16 protein-coding genes are annotated in these 16,923 nt (G+C 59.1%); 12 read left to right on the top strand and 4 right to left on the bottom strand.

Annotated features, from left to right (window positions below; translation table 11 throughout):
• The first annotated feature begins 426 nt into the window (after positions 1-426).
• The 4 genes from AC790_RS13090 to aroQ are packed head-to-tail and all read left to right on the top strand — an operon-like array spanning position 427 to position 4,350.
• Positions 427-1,806 (top strand): aromatic acid/H+ symport family MFS transporter, encoded by a 1,380-nt coding sequence (locus tag AC790_RS13090; protein WP_049852065.1) that lies wholly within the window; start codon positions 427-429, stop codon positions 1,804-1,806.
• Positions 1,807-1,823: 17 nt separating this feature from the next.
• Positions 1,824-3,083 (top strand): gallate dioxygenase, encoded by a 1,260-nt coding sequence (locus AC790_RS13085; RefSeq protein WP_049852064.1) that lies wholly within the window; start codon positions 1,824-1,826, stop codon positions 3,081-3,083.
• The gene (locus tag AC790_RS13080; RefSeq protein ID WP_049852063.1) at positions 3,083-3,922 is read left to right on the top strand and encodes an amidohydrolase; all 840 of its coding nucleotides are present in this window, start codon (positions 3,083-3,085) and stop codon (positions 3,920-3,922) included. The genes AC790_RS13085 and AC790_RS13080 overlap by 1 nt, the downstream gene beginning before the upstream one ends.
• Positions 3,919-4,350, top strand: a complete 432-nt coding sequence (aroQ, locus tag AC790_RS13075) for a type II 3-dehydroquinate dehydratase (RefSeq protein ID WP_049852062.1) — start codon at positions 3,919-3,921, stop codon at positions 4,348-4,350. Before AC790_RS13080 ends, aroQ begins: the two co-directional genes overlap by 4 nt.
• On the opposite strand, the gene AC790_RS13070 is transcribed toward aroQ, so the two are convergent.
• Complete coding sequence (locus AC790_RS13070; RefSeq protein WP_049852061.1) at positions 4,351-5,577, bottom strand: LysR family transcriptional regulator; 1,227 nt, start codon at positions 5,575-5,577, stop codon at positions 4,351-4,353. It lies immediately after the preceding gene.
• 129 nt (positions 5,578-5,706) lie between these two features.
• On the opposite strand from AC790_RS13070, the gene galB reads away from it, so the two are divergent.
• The 8 genes from galB (at position 5,707) to AC790_RS13030 (ending at position 13,170) form a co-directional block, all read left to right on the top strand.
• Positions 5,707-6,447, top strand: a complete 741-nt coding sequence (gene galB, locus AC790_RS13065; RefSeq protein ID WP_007892824.1) for a 4-oxalmesaconate hydratase — start codon at positions 5,707-5,709, stop codon at positions 6,445-6,447.
• Positions 6,444-7,157: a 4-carboxy-4-hydroxy-2-oxoadipate aldolase/oxaloacetate decarboxylase gene (locus AC790_RS13060; RefSeq protein ID WP_049852060.1), complete on the top strand. Its 714-nt coding sequence runs from the start codon at positions 6,444-6,446 to the stop codon at positions 7,155-7,157. Before galB ends, AC790_RS13060 begins: the two co-directional genes overlap by 4 nt.
• A gap of 3 nt (positions 7,158-7,160) precedes the next feature.
• Complete coding sequence (locus AC790_RS13055; protein WP_049852059.1) at positions 7,161-8,249, top strand: 4-oxalomesaconate tautomerase; 1,089 nt, start codon at positions 7,161-7,163, stop codon at positions 8,247-8,249.
• 3 nt (positions 8,250-8,252) lie between these two features.
• Positions 8,253-9,137 carry an NAD(P)-dependent oxidoreductase gene (locus tag AC790_RS13050; protein WP_049852058.1) on the top strand — a complete coding sequence of 295 codons (885 nt, stop codon included), beginning with the start codon at positions 8,253-8,255 and terminating at the stop codon, positions 9,135-9,137.
• A gap of 115 nt (positions 9,138-9,252) precedes the next feature.
• Positions 9,253-9,708 (top strand): heme-binding protein, encoded by a 456-nt coding sequence (locus AC790_RS13045; RefSeq protein WP_049852057.1) that lies wholly within the window; start codon positions 9,253-9,255, stop codon positions 9,706-9,708.
• A 16-nt stretch (positions 9,709-9,724) separates the two neighbouring features.
• Positions 9,725-10,252, top strand: coding sequence for a sugar dehydrogenase complex small subunit (locus tag AC790_RS13040; protein ID WP_049852056.1), 528 nt, complete (start codon positions 9,725-9,727; stop codon positions 10,250-10,252).
• A complete protein-coding gene (locus tag AC790_RS13035; RefSeq protein ID WP_049852055.1) occupies positions 10,245-11,846 on the top strand; it encodes a GMC family oxidoreductase in 1,602 nt (533 codons plus the stop codon). Before AC790_RS13040 ends, AC790_RS13035 begins: the two co-directional genes overlap by 8 nt.
• Before the next feature lie 10 nt (positions 11,847-11,856).
• Positions 11,857-13,170 carry a cytochrome c gene (locus tag AC790_RS13030; protein WP_049852054.1) on the top strand — a complete coding sequence of 438 codons (1,314 nt, stop codon included), beginning with the start codon at positions 11,857-11,859 and terminating at the stop codon, positions 13,168-13,170.
• A gap of 45 nt (positions 13,171-13,215) precedes the next feature.
• Here the strand turns inward: AC790_RS13030 and AC790_RS13025 are convergent, their stop codons facing one another.
• Genes AC790_RS13025 through flhB form a run of 3 tightly spaced genes read right to left on the bottom strand, consistent with a single transcriptional unit; the run spans position 13,216 to position 16,854 of the window.
• The gene (locus AC790_RS13025) at positions 13,216-13,623 is read right to left on the bottom strand and encodes a flagellar protein FlhE (RefSeq protein ID WP_049852053.1); all 408 of its coding nucleotides are present in this window, start codon (positions 13,621-13,623) and stop codon (positions 13,216-13,218) included.
• Positions 13,623-15,710 (bottom strand): flagellar biosynthesis protein FlhA, encoded by a 2,088-nt coding sequence (gene flhA, locus AC790_RS13020; protein ID WP_049852052.1) that lies wholly within the window; start codon positions 15,708-15,710, stop codon positions 13,623-13,625. Before flhA ends, AC790_RS13025 begins: the two co-directional genes overlap by 1 nt.
• Positions 15,703-16,854 (bottom strand): flagellar biosynthesis protein FlhB, encoded by a 1,152-nt coding sequence (gene flhB, locus AC790_RS13015; RefSeq protein WP_049852051.1) that lies wholly within the window; start codon positions 16,852-16,854, stop codon positions 15,703-15,705. The genes flhA and flhB overlap by 8 nt, the downstream gene beginning before the upstream one ends.
• Positions 16,855-16,923: the final 69 nt, after the last annotated feature.

The raw sequence follows: 16,923 nt of genomic DNA, 5'->3' as shown, positions 1-16,923 counted from the left end.
TTCTCCGCTAACCTTTTGTTTCCCACCCGCCCATTTCGATTTCTAACTCACCGCCAACGCCTTACGCTTTATCCTCATTTTCCCAGCCGATAGTCCACTTTCCTCAATACCCTTTTTGACCCGCTTTTATCCGCCCGTCATTGGCAATTTCCCCATGAATTTGCCAATGCCAAAATTTACGACACAGCTCACCAAATAAACAAAACTCATACCTTGATAACCATTTTATGGCAGACAAACCTACGCTGCCCCCCTAATTTGGTAATCGAAGTCGAAACAAAAATACCTTTAACAAGCTGTTTTAACAGCAAAAAATAATAATAACTCTCCCTGCCATCGGGTTAAAGTGATGCCGTTGATGTCCATTAGCGCAGAGAAAAGTCTTAACCCGGCGACGTAATTAATAAAAAAATCAGAGCGTACCCTATGAGCAATCACGACATTATCGATGTAAAAGGCTGGATCGACGCCCGCCCGATCACCGGATACCAGTGGCTGACCCTCGCCCTGTGTTTCATCATCATCATGTTTGATGGCTACGACGCGGCAGCAATGGGTTTCATTGCACCGGCCCTGATTGAAGATTGGGGCATTAGTCATGCGGAAATGGGACCTATTCTTGGTGCCGCCATGTTTGGCGTGGCGATTGGCGCGCTGATCGCTGGCCCGTGGTCGGACAAATTGGGGCGCAAGCGCGTGCTGCTGCTGTCGATTGCCGTGTTTGCCTGCTTCAGCCTGCTGAGCGCATTCGCCCGCACGCCGCTGGAAATGGGTGTGTTACGTTTTCTCACCGGTCTGGGTCTGGGTGCGGTGATGCCAAACTGCGTGACGCTGGTGTCGGAATATATGCCAGAGCGCCGCCGCAGCCTGATGATCACCGTGATGTACAGCGGCTTTAATATTGGTTCCGGGCTGGGCGGATTTATTGCTGCTGGCATGCTGCCGCACTTTGGCTGGCAAGCGGTATTAGGCTTTGGCGGCCTGCTGCCACTGCTGATGTTGCCCCTCCTGCTGTGGCTGTTACCCGAATCGGCCATGTATATGGTGGTACGTAAGGTCAGTCGCGACAAAATTGCCGCCGTGCTTAAGCGCCTTGGCGGTGAGTTTGCCGCAGGGACTGCCTTTGTGCTTAATGCACCGGTGATCCCGAAGAAAGCCCAGGTGCTGCAACTGTTCAGCCGTGGTTATGCGGGCGGTACGCTGGTGCTGTGGCTGACCTACTTTATGGGACTGTTTGTCATCTACCTGCTCAACGGCTGGTTGCCGACCATTATGCGGTCCGGCGGTGTGACGCTGGAACGCGCAGCGATTGTTGCCGGCTTATTCCAGCTGGGTGGAACGGTTGGCGGCCTGCTGGTCGGTGGGCTGATGGACCGGTTTAAAGCTAAATACGTTATTGCCCTGTTCTATCTACTCGGCAGCTTCTGCCTGGTATCGCAGGGAATCTGGGGCTTTGGCCCTAATCTGCTGGCACTGCTGGTCTTCATGGCAGGTATTTGCATCAACGGGGCGCAAACCGGCTTACAGGCATTTTCTCCGGCTTTCTACCCCACCGAAATGCGCGCCACTGGCGTGTGCTGGATGCACGGTATTGGCCGTAGCGGTGCCATTATCAGCTCCTCTCTGGGCGGCGTGCTGCTCGGCGTATTTCCTGGGCAAACCGCTATTTTTATCGTTTTGTCGCTCCCGGCAGTTTTGGCGGCACTCTCCATCACCCGACATCACCCTGCGCAGGTGGCCCGTCAGGTCAAAGGCATCGACCTTAATGACCTGCCGTCCCTGTCGCGTACCCTGAATAATCGATGAAATAGAGGTCACAACTCATGGCTAAAATCATAGGCGGTCTGGCAGTTTCTCATACACCTACCATTGGCTTTGCGGTCGATCACAACAAGCAGCAGGAAGGTGCCTGGGCACCGATATTCGATGGATTTGCGCCAATGCAGCGTTGGCTGGAGGAGAAGAAACCGGACGTGCTGCTGTATGTGTTTAACGATCACGTCACCTCGTTCTTTTTCGATCACTACTCAGCCTTTGTACTGGGCATTGATGACGACTATGCCGTCGCCGATGAGGGGGGTGGCGCGCGCGATCTGCCGCCGGTAAAAGGCCATGCGGCGCTGTCGCAACATATTGGTGCCAGCCTGATGGCCGATGAGTTCGATATGTCATTCTTCCAGGACAAAGCGCTGGATCACGGCCTGTTTTCTCCGCTGTCGGCGCTGGCGCCGTGGCAAGGCGGCTGGCCAATGCAGGTAGTTCCGCTGGCGGTAGGCGTTTTACAGTTCCCGATTCCAACGGCGCGACGTTGCTATAAATTGGGCCAGGCGCTAAAACGCGCGGTGGAGAGTTTCCCCGAAGACCTGAAGGTTGCCGTGGTGGCGACCGGTGGCGTCTCACATCAGGTACACGGCGAGCGCTGCGGCTTCAACAATCCAGAATGGGATGCCCAGTTTATCGATCTGCTGATCAACGACCCTGAGCGTCTGACCGAAATCACTCTGGCGGAATACGCCACGCTCGGTGGTCTGGAAGGCGCCGAAGTGATCATGTGGCTGATCATGCGCGGTGCGCTGTCGGCTAACGTTGAGAAACTGCATCAGGACTACTATCTGCCGTCAATGACCGGCATCGCCACGCTGATCCTCGAAAACCAATCGCGCGAGGCACCGGTAGATGTGCATCAGCGCCAGCGCGATAAGATCAACCTGCAGCTCAGCGGGGTGGAAAAACTGCCAGGCACCTATCCCTTTACCCAGGCGCGCAGCCTGAAAGCGCTGCGAATCAACCGCTTCCTGCACCGCATGATTCAACCGGAATGGCGTAAGCGTTTCCGCGCGGAGCCGCAGGCGCTGTATCAGGAAGCCGGACTGACCGCTGAAGAGCAGGCGCTCATCACCCAGCTCGACTGGCGTGGCATGATCCATTACGGCGTCAGCTTCTTCCTGCTGGAAAAACTGGGTGCAGTGGTCGGCGTGTCTAACCTGCATATCTACTCGGCGATGCGTGGCGAAACGCTGGAGCAGTTCCAGCAGACGCGCAATCAACAGGTGCTCTACTCTGTGGCGGGGAAAGCAGACTGATGTTTACGCAACCGATCATCGACTGCCATCACCACGTTTTTGATCCCAAAAACTTTCCCTGGGCGCCCGAAAGCGCCTATAACCCGGACGGGCACGAGCTGGCGACGCCAGATTACTATCGCGCCGTGATGCAGGCCTACAACATCCGCCATTCGCTGATTGTCGGTCCGACCTCGGGTTACAACACCGACAACCGCTGCCTGCTGGATACCATCAAGCGCGGTGAAGGCCGTTTCAAGGGGATTGCGGTCACGCCGCGTGATGTCGATAGCGATACGCTCGCCAGCCTGAAAGCGCAGGGCATTGTCGGGATCGCGCTTAACGTGGCGATGCTGGGCACCGAACCGTTTATCCAGCTGGATGGCCTGATGGGCAGGCTAGCGGAGCTGGATCTGTTTGCCCAAATCCAGGTGCAGAACGACCAGCTGCTGGCACTGATGCCGCTGCTGTCACGCACCCGCGCGCGCCTGCTGATTGATCACTCAGGTCGACCGGACGTCAGCGCAGGCCTGAAGCAACCGGCGTTTCAGGCGCTGCTGTCGCTGGCCGATCAGCAGCGCACCAGCGTGAAACTCTCCGGGCTGGCGAAATTTTCCCGCCAGCCTTATCCCTTCAGCGATGGTCATCCCTATCTGCTGGCACTGCTGCAGGCGTTCGGTGCGGAAAACTGTATGTGGGGATCCGACTGGCCCTTCCTGCGCGCCAGCGAACGCATGGATATGGGCACGCAACTGCTGCTCATCGAACAGCTGATCCCCGACGAAAAGAGCCGCCGCCAGGTGCTGTGGCACACGCCAAAGCGGCTGTTTGGTTTTACTGAATCACAGGAGTCACGATGAGAACCATCTACGTTTTGAACGGCCCGAACCTCAATTTGCTGGGTACCCGTGAGCCGGAAACTTACGGTGCCGATACGCTCGAGAGCGTGGAAGCGCTGTGCCGGGCGACGGCCGAAGAGTTGGGCGTTGCCATTGAGTTTCGTCAGACTAACCACGAAGGTGAAATGATCGAGTGGATCCAGCAGGCACGCCTGCAGGCGCAGGCGCTGGTGATCAACCCGGCGGCATGGACGCACACCTCGGTGGCGATCCGTGATGCGGTCACCGGGGTAGCGCTGCCGCTATGGGAAGTGCACATCACGAACGTGCATAAACGTGAGCCCTTCCGTCACCACTCCTATCTTTCGGATGTCGCGCAGGGTGTCATCTGCGGCTACGGCATTCGCGGCTATCGCTATGCGTTGATGGAAGCAGCACGCGCAGGCTAATTATTCGCCCTGCCCGCACACTTCACGCAGGCAGCGGATCAACGCATCCGCTGCCGGAGAGTGCAGGCAGCCCGCGCGCACCGTCAGCCCGATGGCGCGTTCGGTATCCGGTAAAGGCACCGGCAACGCCACCAGCGCGCCGGATGCCAGCTCAACTTCCAGCTGATGAGCGGAGACCGCCGCCAGCATATCCGACTGCATTAGCAAGCCTCGCACCAGTGCCAGATCGCCGGTTTCCACCAGCGGATCGGGCGCCGGAATGCCCATCGCCTGGAAACTGTTATTCAGCAGATAGCGCGCTGGCGTTGCCGAACGCGGCAGAACCCAACGCGCAGCGCGCAGATCGTCGGTAGCAATCTCGCGTCCCACCAGCGGATGATCGTGGCGCGCCAGCAACACCATACGCTCGGAGAACAGCGTTTCGCGCGTGACGTCCAGCGCGTCTTCATCACGGCGCAGCGCACCAAAGATAAAATCAATATCACCAGAGCGCATTTCTGCGGCCAGTACGCCAAAGGCACTTTCACTGGTCACCACGCGCACGCCCGGATAACGCGCCGTCAGCATCACGATCGCCTGCGGCAGAATGCGCGTACGTCCCAGCGGCAGCGCACCGACGCGTACGGTCCCCTCCAGAATCCCGCTACGCGCGGCAATATCGGCCGGAATATGGCGCAGTTCATTCAGAGCCCGCCGTACGTAAGGCTCAATTTCACGCCCGGCCAGCGAGGGCATCATGCCATGTGGCGTACGCTCCAGCAGCGCGAGGCCGGCGCCATTCTCCAGCACGCGCAGCGCAGCGCTCACCGCCGGTTGACTGAGTCCGAGACGCGCCGCCACCGTCTGCATATGCCGCGTTTGACACAAGGTGATAAAAATTTGCAGGCGACGCACGTTAAACAGCCACAGCGGTTCCGCATCGTTACGTTGTGCGCCGCGCCCCTGTAGTTTTGCCAGGCGCTGCGGTACCTGATGCAACTCCTCAATCGCGCGTAAGGCGCGCGGCAGCACACATTTGCCAAAGTCAGTTAGCATCATGCCGCCAGCGTGGCGCTCAAACAGCGTGACGCCTAACGTGAGTTCCAGGTCGCGAATGGCACGCGTAATCGCCGACTGGGTGCGAAATAATTCATCTGCCGCACGAGAGACACTGCCCTGGGCTACCACCTGACAAAAGGCTCTGATTTGCATCAGGTTTGTCAGTTCCTGAGTCGCATTTTCCGCCATCTTTCCCTGCCCACTTTCTCCACTGATCGATGTCGCAATATAAATAAAACGCATACCCGCTGCAATCAAATGAATTATCCGCACCGCGCCGGCAGTGACAGCATGGAAAAAACAGCGGAGGAGTATGCCATGACTGATAACACCCCAAAAAAAACCGCGCTGGTGGTCAGCGCTCACTCAGCGGATTTCGTCTGGCGCGCGGGTGGCGCCATCGCGCTTCATCATGCGCAGGGCTATGAGGTTCACGTTGTCTGTCTCTCATTTGGCGAGCGCGGTGAATCGGCCAAGCTGTGGCGTAAAGGTGAGATGAGTGAGGCGAAAGTGAAAGCGGCCCGGCGCAGCGAGGCGCAGGCGGCGGCCGACATTCTGGGTGCCAGCATCGAATTTTTTGACCTCGGCGATTATCCGCTGCGTGCCGACAAAGAAACCCTGTTCCGTCTGGCCGACGTTTACCGCCGGGTGCAGCCGCACTTTGTCCTGACGCACTCGTTGCAGGATCCCTACAACTACGATCATCCGATGGCCACGCATCTGGCGCAGGAAGCACGCATTATTGCCCAGGCTGAAGGCTATCGTCCGGGCGAAAAAATCATTGGTGCACCGCCGGTCTACTGCTTCGAACCGCACCAGCCAGAGCAGTGCAGCTGGAAACCGGACGTGCTGCTGGATATCACCTCGGTGTGGGATAAAAAATATCAGGCGATTCAGTGCATGGCCGGGCAGGAACATCTGTGGGAATACTACACGCGCGTGGCGCAGCAGCGTGGCGTGCAGGCCAAGCGTAACGTCGGGATCACCAGTCAGCGCGATATCGTTTATGGCGAAGGTTATCAAAGCATCTTCCCGCGCGTAACGGAGGATCTGGCATGAGCCTCATCGGTAAAAAAGGCGTGGCGGTACGCCATATTCAACGTGCTGCTGCGGTGGATATTGATGCCCTGGCCCGTTCAGGTGTCGCCACCGTGCATGAAGCGCAGGGGCGCACAGGCTTGCTCGATCCCGCCATTCGCCCCATTCAGCAGGATTGTGGCATTGCTGGCAGTGCAATCACCGTGCTGGTGGCGCCAGGCGATAACTGGATGTTCCACGTGGCAGTGGAATTGTGCCAGCCGGGCGATGTGCTGGTGGTAGCGCCCACCTCACCGTGCAGCGACGGCTTTTTCGGCGATCTGCTGGCAACCTCGCTTCAGTCGCGCGGTGTACGCGGACTGGTGGCGGATGTTGGGGTGCGTGATAGCCGCACCTTGCGCGCAATGGGTTTCGCGGTCTGGTCGCGTGCGGTGTATGCGCAAGGCACCGTGAAAGAGACGCTCGGTTCGGTCAATGTCCCGCTCGTGTGCGCCGGACAGCTGGTCTGGCCCGGCGACGTGATCGTGGCCGATGACGACGGCGTGTTAGTGGTGCCGCGCAGTGACGCCGCCAGCGTGGCAGAAAAAGCGCGTCAGCGTGAAGCGCTGGAGGAGAGCAAACGTGCCCGCCTGGCAGACGGTGAACTGGGGCTGGATATTTACCAGATGCGCCCGCGCCTGGCGGAAAAGGGCCTGCGCTATCTCGACACGCTTGATCAACTGAAGGAGTAAGCCATGCGCCAGCGTCGCATTCCCTGCTTGTTGATGCGCGGCGGCACCTCAAAAGCCGCCTGCTTTCTGGCCCAGGATCTGCCAGCCGATCCCACGGCGCGTGACCGGGTGCTGCTAGCGGTGATGGGATCGCCCGATATCCGTCAGATAGATGGCCTGGGGGGCGCCGATCCGCTGACCAGCAAAGTGGCGATCGTCAGCGCGTCCAGCCGCGACGATGCCGATGTCGATTATCTGTTTGCCCAGGTCAACGTCGATCGCCCCAGCGTCGATTACGGACAAAACTGCGGCAATATTCTCGCTGCCGTCGGCCCCTTCGCGGTCGAGCGCGGGCTGGTTGCGGCGGGCCGTGAATGCACCACGGTGCGCATTTTTATGCACAACACCGGGCAAATTGCCGAAGCAACGTTCGCCACGCCCGGCGGGGAAGTCGACTATGACGGCGAACTGCGCATTGACGGCGTACCGGGCACGGCGGGCGAGATCGCCCTCACCTTCAACGATATTGCGGGATCGAGCTGTGGCGCCCTGCTGCCGACCGGTCAACCGCGCGATCGCTTTGACGGCATCGACGTCACCTGCATCGACAACGGTATGCCGGTGATCCTGGTGCGAGCTGCGGATGTTAATCGCAGCGGCTATGAAAGCCGCGACGAATTAGACAACGACAGCGAGCTGAAACAGCGGCTGGAGTCGATTCGCCTGCAGGCCGGGCCGCGCATGAATCTGGGTGATGTCAGCCAGCGCACTGTGCCGAAAGTGACCCTGCTGGCTGAGGCACGTCACGGCGGTGCGATCAGCTCACGCACCTTTATTCCCCACCGCTGCCACGCCTCGATTGGCGTGCTCGGCGCGGTGAGCGTCGCCAGCGCCTGTTTGATTCCGGGTAGCGTCGCTGACGGTCTGGCACGTATCAGCGATGCGCCTCAGCAGCGCCTGAGCGTGGAACATCCGAGCGGTGAGTTCAGCGTGCTGCTGCAGCGTAGCGGCGATAACCCGCTGGCGGGCTGCGGTCTGCTGCGCACCGCACGTGCCATTTTTGCCGGTGAGGTGTTGATTGCGGCGGCGATTTGGCCATTCAGCAAGGAGTAATGGATGAACATCACGTTTATCGGTTTTGGTGAAGCGGGCGGCATTCTGGCCCATGACTTACAGGCGCAGGGCAATGCGGTGACGGTATGGGATCGCAAAGCCCTTGAGGCGGAGAACCTGCCCGCGTTGCGGCAAAAAGCGCAGCACAGCGGCGTGCGGTTGGCCGACTCGCTGGCTGAAGCGCTGCAGGATGCCGTACTGGTGTTCTCCACGGTCACCGCATCGCAGGCACTGAACGTGGCGCGGCAGGCCGCAGCGCTATTACACAATGGCCAGCATTTTCTCGATCTCAATTCCGTGGCACCGCATACCAAACGCGCTGCGGCGGAGGTGATTAGCGCCAGCGGTGCCAGCTACGTCGACGTGGCGGTGATGGCGCCGGTGCCGCCAAAGCGCCTGGCCACGCCGCTGCTGATTGGCGGTGTTCAGGCTGCTCAAGTGCAGCCGCTGCTGCAACAACTCGGTTGCAACAGCCGCCTGCTGGGTTGCGAAGTGGGTGAAGCCTCGGCGATTAAGATGTGCCGCAGCGTCATGATTAAAGGACTGGAGGCACTGACCACCGAATGTCTGAGTGCGGCGCGGCAGTACGGCGTTGAAGAAGCGGTGCTCGACTCGCTGCACGCCAGTTTTCCTTCGCTTGGCTGGAACGATCAGCTGCCGCACTACCTGATTGGCCGCGTGGCGGAACACGGCCAGCGCCGCGCTGAAGAGATGCAGGAAGTCGTGAAAACGCTGCAAGACGTCAACGTACCGGCCGCGATGAGCGCAGCAATTGTTGCGACACAGCAAGGGCTGATTGATGCGTTAAACGCACATTCCTTGCGCTATCAACAACTGACACCGTTCATCTGGCAAGAGACGCTGGATAAGATCTATCCACCTCAATGAGTTATACGGATAGAGGTATGCGTTTTGTTTATCGGCAATTGTTTACATTTTTGCAACAGCGTAGCGTAAGCGAGACGAGAAGCACGTTTAAAACAATAAATATCGGAAGCAAAAAATGAAGAGTAGAGCATCTGTCGCCCTTTCCCTGCTGCTGGCAGCGGGTATCGGCCAGGCCAGCGCCGCCGAGCTGGACGCCAGCCACACCAACCAGGTCATGACCAGTGTGAAAAATAGCATCAGCGCCCAGCACAGTACCGGCTGCGTGGCGGTGGTCGATGCCAGCGGCACGCTGCTGGCCTTCCAGCGCCTTGACGGCGCGTCGCCGGGTTGCGTGGATGCCGCAATAGGTAAAGCCCGCACCTCGGCGCTGTATCACGCCCCCTCACTGAAATTTATGCAGCGTTTGCAGAGCGGTGAAACCACCGTTCTCGCCATCCCGCATGCCGTCGCACTCGGCGGGGGCTTCCCGCTCCAGCTGCAGAGTGAAGTGGTCGGCGCCGTCGGCGTCAGCACCCCCAAACAGGAACTGGATAATCAGGCTTCAGAGGCTGCCGCTCAGGCGCTGAAGTAACTTCAAGGAATCTTTTCTGATGACTCTTTCACGCCGCCGGCTATTGACCGGCACGGCGGGCCTGCTGGTGGCTGGCGTCCTGGCGCAGGTGCTGCCCGGCAACCTCGCTTTGGCGGCACCCCCGCTGGCCGCCGCGGTTGCGCCCTCCGCCAGTTTTCGCGCAATTTCCATCACCCTCACCGGGCTGGCACAGCCGGATACTCTACTGGCCCAGCGCCTGTACAGCTGGCTGCACGAGCATGTCCCGCAGCTTGATAGCCAACTCGATACGCTCAGCACGCTATTGCAGCAGCAGCCCGCCGCCAACGGCAGCACGCTATTGACGCTGTTGAGCTCCCAGCCCAATGCATTGAACGACCTTTATCAGGCGCTGGTTTCCGGTTGGTATCTGGGCGTCGTCGGCCCGCTGCCACGGCCGCAATGCATCGCCTTCGAAAATATTGTCAGCTATCAGCGGGTACGCGATTGGCTGTTACCACCGAGCTACGCGCCGGGGCAACCTAACTTCTGGACGCAACCGCCAGCAAGGAGAGCACATGTCTGATTCATTAAGCGCCGATGTGGTGGTGATTGGTGCCGGTATTGCCGGTTCACTGGCGGCACTGAAGATGGCTAACGCCGGCGCGTCGGTGCTGATACTGGAGTCCGGGCCGGAGATCAAACGCGATCGCGCGGTGGAATATTTCCGCAACTCGCCGTTTAAAGGCGACTTCACTGAACCCTATCCGCCGCAGCCGTGGGCACCGCAGCCGAAATTTATTCCCAGTGATAATAACTATCTGATCCAGAAAGGCCCGGATCCCTATCGCGCCCAGTATCTGCGCGGTACCGGTGGCACCACGTGGCACTGGGCTGGCCAGGCTTTCCGCCTGTTACCCAACGATATGCGTATTCAGTCGCTGTACGGCGTTGGTCGTGACTGGCCGATCAGCTATGCCGAGCTGGAGCCTTATTACTGTGACGCCGAGTATCAGATGGGCGTATCCGGCGATAGCGATCTGGCTTCTCCACGCTCACGCCCTTACCCACTGCCAGGCATTCCGCTGCCGTACGGTTTTGATCGCCTGAAGCAGCGTCTCGGTCCGCTGGGTTATGAGGTTGGCATTGGTCCACAGGCGCGCAACAGCATCGCCTATGACGGTCGTCCAGCCTGCTGCGGCAATAATAACTGCATGCCAGTGTGCCCGATTGATGCGCAGTATCACGGCGGCATAGCGGCACGCAAGGCGCTGGATGCCGGGGTGAAAATTGTCACCAACGCGGTGGTGTTTCGCATTGAAGCCGACGATAAAGGCACCATTCAGGCGGTGCATTATCTCGACCAAAACAAAGTGCGCCATCGCGTCACCGGCAAACAGTTTGTCCTGACGGCGAACGGCATTGAGAGCCCGAAAATCCTGCTGCTCTCCGCCAGCGAACGCTATCCGGACGGCATCGCCAATCGTTCCGGTATGGTGGGGCGTAATCTGATGGATCATCCTGGATCGTCGGTAGAGTTTTACGCCGATGAGCCGGTGTGGTTTGGTCGTGGCCCAATGCGTCCCGGCAGTATCAATAATCTGCGTGACGGTGATTTCCGCGCTGAACGTTCGGCGCTGCGTATCGACCTCTCCAACACCTCGCCGGTGCGCTATCTCACCGAACGCCTGGTGCGTCAGGGTTATTACGGCCAGGCGCTCAATGACAAGCTGGCTTTCCAGGCCGAGCGTTTTGTCCAGCTGAAGTGCCTGCTGGAGATGCTGCCGGAACCGCAGAACCGCGTCACCCTGAGCAAAACGGAAAAGGATGCCTGGGGCATTCCTCGTCTCGAGGTTCATTACAGCTTCCCGGAATACGTGCATCGCGGCTATGACCAGTCAATGGCCGACTTCCAGCGCATGGTTAAACAGATGGGCGGAACGGAGGCGATTTATAGCCCACGCGGGGTTTACGACAACAATCAGCACATCACCGGCACCATGATCATGGGCAGCAATCCGCAGGATTCGGTGGTGGATGGCCACTGCCGCACTCACGACCACCCGAACCTGTTTATCGCCGGCACCGGCATTATGCCCTCAGCGTCGACGGTGAACTCCACCCTGACCGGCACCGCGCTGGCGCTACGCATGGCCGACAGCGTGCTGGCAAGCTTATAAGGATTACCCGATGAAACCTGTATTACTTCAGGCCGCTATCGCGCTGGTCCTGATGCAGTGTGCCGTGGCTCAGGCGGCAGACAACGCCGCGCAGATTAAACGCGGTGAATATCTGGCACGCGCCAGCGACTGTACCGCTTGCCATACCGCCACCAACGGTCCGCTGTTTGGCGGCGGCTTTGCCGTCAGTACGCCTTTCGGTCAGATCTGGGGCAGCAATATCTCCGCCGATAAGCAGTTCGGTATTGGTAGCTGGAGTGACGATCAGTTTGTTGCCGCGGTACGCGACGGCATTGGCAAAAACGGTGAGCAGCTCTATCCGGCAATGCCGTATGACTCCTTCACCAAAATGAAGCGCGACGATGTGCTGGCGATTAAAGCCTATTTACTCTCGATGCCGCCGGTACATCAGGCCTCACCCCAAACCGACCTGCCGTTCCCGTTCAACCAGCGTTGGGGCATGCGCTTCTGGAAGTGGTTTAACTTTGATAAGGGCGAATTACAGAACGATGCGCAGCAGAGCGCGCAGTGGAATAACGGTCGCTATCTGGTCGAAGCGCTGGCGCATTGCGGCACCTGTCACACACCACGTAATTTGACCATGGGCATGGACAGCGATCACGCGCTGGCCGGTGGCGATCTCGGTGGCTGGACGGCGTACAACATTACACCGGACAAGCAGGCGGGCATTGGCAACTGGAGCCAGCAGCAGCTGGTGACCTACCTGAAAACCGGGTTTGTCGCTAACAAAGCCAGCGCCTCCGGCCCGATGGCCGAAGCGATTGAGCACAGCCTGCAATATCTGCCGGACAGTGACTTGCAAGATATCGCTACCTATCTGCGCAGCGTCAAGCCACAGGCGGATAAGCAGCAAACCAGGCCGCGTGATAGCTGGGGACAAGCGTCAACCGCGTTGATTGCACTGCGCGGCGCAGATGACGCAACGCGCAACGCGCAGCCCGGTGCGGTGCTGTTTGCCGGTAACTGCGCCAGCTGTCACGGTGCGGAAGGTGCGGGATCGGGCACGGGCTTCCATGCTTATCCATCGCTGTTCCACCACACCAGCACCGGTGCGACAGATGCACCCAACGTGGTGTCAGTGATCCTCAACGGTGTGCATCGTCACATGACGGAAGGCGACGTGTTTATGCCCGCCTTTGCGCCGGAGCTGAGCGATCAGCAGGTGGCTGACGTCAGTAACTTTGTCAGTCAGCAGTTTGGTAATCCGGCAGCGGCTAAGGTGAGTGCGAAGCAGGTTAAGGAATTAAGGCAGGATGCAAAGCTGGCTTCGCCACCCCTCTTCAGTCAGGGGGATAAACCTTAATTGAGACTATCGGCGGCGCCATAAGCGTCGCCGATAGTTTCATGGTTACTGATAATTCACCGTCACTTCACTGCTCACCACGCGCAAGCCCGGCGGCAATGCGCCCTTGCCCTGAAAACCAAAGGCCAGATGCAGCGTCTCTTCTGCGGCGACGTTGGCTAAACCCCGCGTACTGCCGCTGGCCCCTTCGATTTCGACACAGCGATCGGCGGCACATAAGCGCACCAGCAAACCCGACGGCGCAGGACGGCTGAGCTGATAGCGCCAGTTCACCACAGAAATAGTGCCCGGTGCGGATGACGGCGCACGCAGCGCCGGCGTCTTCAGCCAGTTACCGCGCACGCCGAGGCTGGGGCCGCTGGCGTTGGCGGTCCAGGCACCGCTGGCCGCGTTGGCCGTGAGCGGCATCGCCATTATCGGCAACATCATTAATGCCCAGCACCAGCGGCGCATTACTTGCCTCCAATGGTGGCGGTCATGCGGATCTGACGGTTATCGGTCAGTTCCATATTCGACAGCACGATCAGCTGCGGCAGATTGCGGCGCAGGAAGCGCGCCAGCAGCGCACGCAGCGGATGATTCACCAGCAATACCGGCGGCGCGCCCGCCATCTCTTGCTGCTGCAGCGCACCTTGCGCCTGCACCAGTAAGCGATCGGCCAGACCCGGCTCGAGTCCACCGCCGCCCTGTAATGCCTGCAGCAGCAGACGCTCCAGCGTGGCATCGAGGCCAATCACCTGCACTTCGCCATTGCCCGGGAACCACTGCTGGGTGATGGCACGTCCCAGCGCCACGCGGACCACGCTGGTCAACTCCTGCGGATCGTTCTGCACCGGCGCATGTTCTGCCAGCGTCTCAATAATGGTGCGCATGTCGCGAATCGATACGCGTTCGGTCAGCAGGTTTTGCAGCACTTTGTGTAGCGTGGTCAGGGTAATGACGCTCGGTACCAGATCTTCGGTCAGCTTCGGCATCTCCTGGGTGACGCGATCCAACAGCTGCTGCGCTTCCTGACGACCAAACAGCTCGCTGGCGTATTGGCCAATCAGATGATTAAGGTGGGTTGCTACCACAGTGCTGGCTTCAACCACGGTAAAGCCCTGAATCTGCGCCTGCTCTTTCAATGCGCTATCGATCCAGATCGCCGCCAGACCAAAGGCCGGATCGACGGTCGGCTCACCTGGCAACGAACCGGCGGCGGTGCCTGGGTTGATCGCCATCCAGCGGCCCGGATAGGCATCACCGCTGCCAATCTCCACCCCTTTCATCAGGATGCGATAACGCGCGGGCGGCAGCTCCATGTTGTCACGGATATGCACCACCGGCGGCAGGAAACCGACCTCCTGCGCCACCTTCTTACGAATACTGCGGATGCGGCCCAGCAGTTCGCCGTTTTGCAGGTGATCGACCATCGGAATCAGACGATAGCCCACTTCCATCCCCAGCGAATCTTCCAGCTGCACATCGGTCCATGACGCCTCCACAGTGGCTGGCGTCTCCTGAGGTTTCACCAAACCTGAGGATTCTGCGGGTTTCTTCGGCTGCATTTCACGACCGCGCAACCACCAGGCCAGGCCCAACAGCGCAGCGGTGAACAGCAGGAACACCAGGTTCGGCATACCCGGCACCAGACCGAGCAAACCAATCACGCCGCCGCTCAACATCAGCACGCGCGGATTTTTGAACAGCTGGGTCACCATCTGCTCGCCGACATCCTGATCGGTGCCCACGCGCGTCACGATGACACCTGCCGCGGTGGAAATCACCAGCGCGGGGATCTGCGCTACCAGGCCGTCACCGATGGTTAACAGCGTGTAGGTTTCACCGGCGTGACCGAGATCCATACCGTGCTGCACCACGCCGACCAGCAGGCCGCCGATGATGTTAATCACCATGATCAGGATGCCGGCGATGGCATCACCGCGCACGAACTTACTCGCACCGTCCATCGAGCCGTAGAAATCGGCTTCCTGCGTCACTTCGGTACGGCGTTGTTTGGCTTCTTGTTCACCAATCAAACCGGCATTGAGGTCGGCATCGATCGCCATCTGCTTACCTGGCATACCATCCAGCACGAAACGCGCGCCGACTTCGGCGATACGTCCAGCACCTTTGGTGATGACCATGAAGTTGATGATAACGAGGATGATGAACACCACGATACCGATAGCGAAGTTGCCGCCGACGAGGAAGTGACCAAAGGCTTCCACCACGCGTCCGGCGGCATCGGCGCCGGTGTGACCTTCCAGCAGGATGATACGCGTGGAAGCGACGTTCAGTGCCAGACGCAGCAGCGTCGAGAACAGCAGAATGGTTGGGAATGCGGCGAACTCCAGCGTGCGCTGGGTAAACATCGCCACCAGCAGCACCATGATCGACAGCGCAATGTTAAAGGTGAACAGCAGGTCAAGAATGAATGCGGGTAACGGCAGCACCATCATCGACAGGATCAACATGATCAGTACCGGCCCCGCCAGCACCTGCCATTGCGTGTCTTTAAAGTTGCCCGGTAAACGCAGCTTCTCGGCTAAATTAGCCATCGTTTCTGTTCTCTCCTGCAAAGTCCATGTCTGCCGGAACCGGCAGGTTTTTTGGTTTGTTTGGAATCAGGCCGCCTTCACGCTTCCAGCGTCGTAGCTGCCAAACCCAGGCCAGCACTTCTGCCACTGCGCCATACAGCGCGCCGGGAATGAACTGGCCTATTTCCGTGTGTCGATACAGCGCACGCGCCAGCGGCGGCGCTTCCAGAATCGGGATGCGGTGCTCTTTGGCTAATTCACGAATTTTCAGTGCAATATCGCCCGCGCCTTTCGCTACCACTTTTGGCGCGTTCATCTTGCCTTCCTGATATTTCAGCGCCACCGAGTAGTGCGTCGGGTTGGTGACGATGACATCCGCTGTGGGCACATCGGCCATCATGCGGCGACGTGCGGCGGCCCGCATCGCCTGACGAATACGCCCTTTGACGTGCGGATCGCCCTCGTTTTGCTTGTGTTCGTCGCGGATTTCCTGACGCGTCATCTTCAGTTTTTTGAAGTAGCTGTAGAGCTGCCAGAACACGTCAAAACCGACCATCGGGAACAATCCCAGCATGATCAGCCCGCAGCAGGCGGCCATCAGCGTTAGACCGTGGTGCAGCGCGTTGACCGGCGATTCGCTCATCAGGCGCAGCATCTCTTCCCAATGGCTCCAGATGTACCAACCGGCGACCACGCCAACCAGTACCGCTTTCATGATCGACTTCACCAACTCGGCCGCGGTTTGTCCGGAGAACATGCGGCCGATGCCGGTTAACGGATTGAGCTTCTTGAGATCGAACTTGATGGATTTACCGCTGAAGTTGAGACCACCCAACGCCATCGGTCCGGCAAGGGCCACCACCACTAAACCGCCCATCAGCGGCAGCAGCGCAATCACCGCTTGTTTAATCAGGCTGCCGATGTGGCCAATAATCACCTTGTCATCGCTTACCATGCCGTGATCAAAACGAAAACCGGTGGCCACCATGCTCGCCAGGCGCTCCGCCATGCTGTTACCGCCGACCCACAAAATCAGCAGCCCAATCAACAGCATCATCACTGAAGTCAGCTCGCGCGAACGCGGAATCTGCCCCTCCTCACGCGCTTTTTCAAGTCGGTGGGGTGTGGGCGATTCTGTTTTGTCCTCGTTACTCTCTTCAGCCACAACGCACCTCAGCTGGCAGGAATTCTGAGCATAGAATGCCAAAACCCGCTCAGGCTAAAGCGCGGATTA

Origin of the sequence: Pantoea sp. RIT-PI-b, assembly GCF_001187905.1 — a bacterium.
Lineage (GTDB): Bacteria > Pseudomonadota > Gammaproteobacteria > Enterobacterales > Enterobacteriaceae > Pantoea > Pantoea nemavictus.
The sequence above is the reverse complement of the archived record's forward strand: the minus strand, read 5'-3'. Positions and strand labels throughout refer to the sequence as shown.

Coding starts and splice junctions, on each gene's coding strand:
- AC790_RS13090 (WP_049852065.1), top strand. CDS start 427: ATGAGCAATCACGACATTATCGATGTAAAAGGCTGGATCGACGCCCGC.
- flhA (WP_049852052.1), bottom strand. CDS start 15,710: ATGGCTAATTTAGCCGAGAAGCTGCGTTTACCGGGCAACTTTAAAGAC.
- AC790_RS13025 (WP_049852053.1), bottom strand. CDS start 13,623: ATGCGCCGCTGGTGCTGGGCATTAATGATGTTGCCGATAATGGCGATG.
- AC790_RS13050 (WP_049852058.1), top strand. CDS start 8,253: ATGAACATCACGTTTATCGGTTTTGGTGAAGCGGGCGGCATTCTGGCC.
- AC790_RS13045 (WP_049852057.1), top strand. CDS start 9,253: ATGAAGAGTAGAGCATCTGTCGCCCTTTCCCTGCTGCTGGCAGCGGGT.
- AC790_RS13035 (WP_049852055.1), top strand. CDS start 10,245: ATGTCTGATTCATTAAGCGCCGATGTGGTGGTGATTGGTGCCGGTATT.
- AC790_RS13070 (WP_049852061.1), bottom strand. CDS start 5,577: ATGGCGGAAAATGCGACTCAGGAACTGACAAACCTGATGCAAATCAGA.
- AC790_RS13055 (WP_049852059.1), top strand. CDS start 7,161: ATGCGCCAGCGTCGCATTCCCTGCTTGTTGATGCGCGGCGGCACCTCA.
- AC790_RS13080 (WP_049852063.1), top strand. CDS start 3,083: ATGTTTACGCAACCGATCATCGACTGCCATCACCACGTTTTTGATCCC.
- AC790_RS13060 (WP_049852060.1), top strand. CDS start 6,444: ATGAGCCTCATCGGTAAAAAAGGCGTGGCGGTACGCCATATTCAACGT.
- AC790_RS13085 (WP_049852064.1), top strand. CDS start 1,824: ATGGCTAAAATCATAGGCGGTCTGGCAGTTTCTCATACACCTACCATT.
- AC790_RS13030 (WP_049852054.1), top strand. CDS start 11,857: ATGAAACCTGTATTACTTCAGGCCGCTATCGCGCTGGTCCTGATGCAG.
- galB (WP_007892824.1), top strand. CDS start 5,707: ATGACTGATAACACCCCAAAAAAAACCGCGCTGGTGGTCAGCGCTCAC.
- aroQ (WP_049852062.1), top strand. CDS start 3,919: ATGAGAACCATCTACGTTTTGAACGGCCCGAACCTCAATTTGCTGGGT.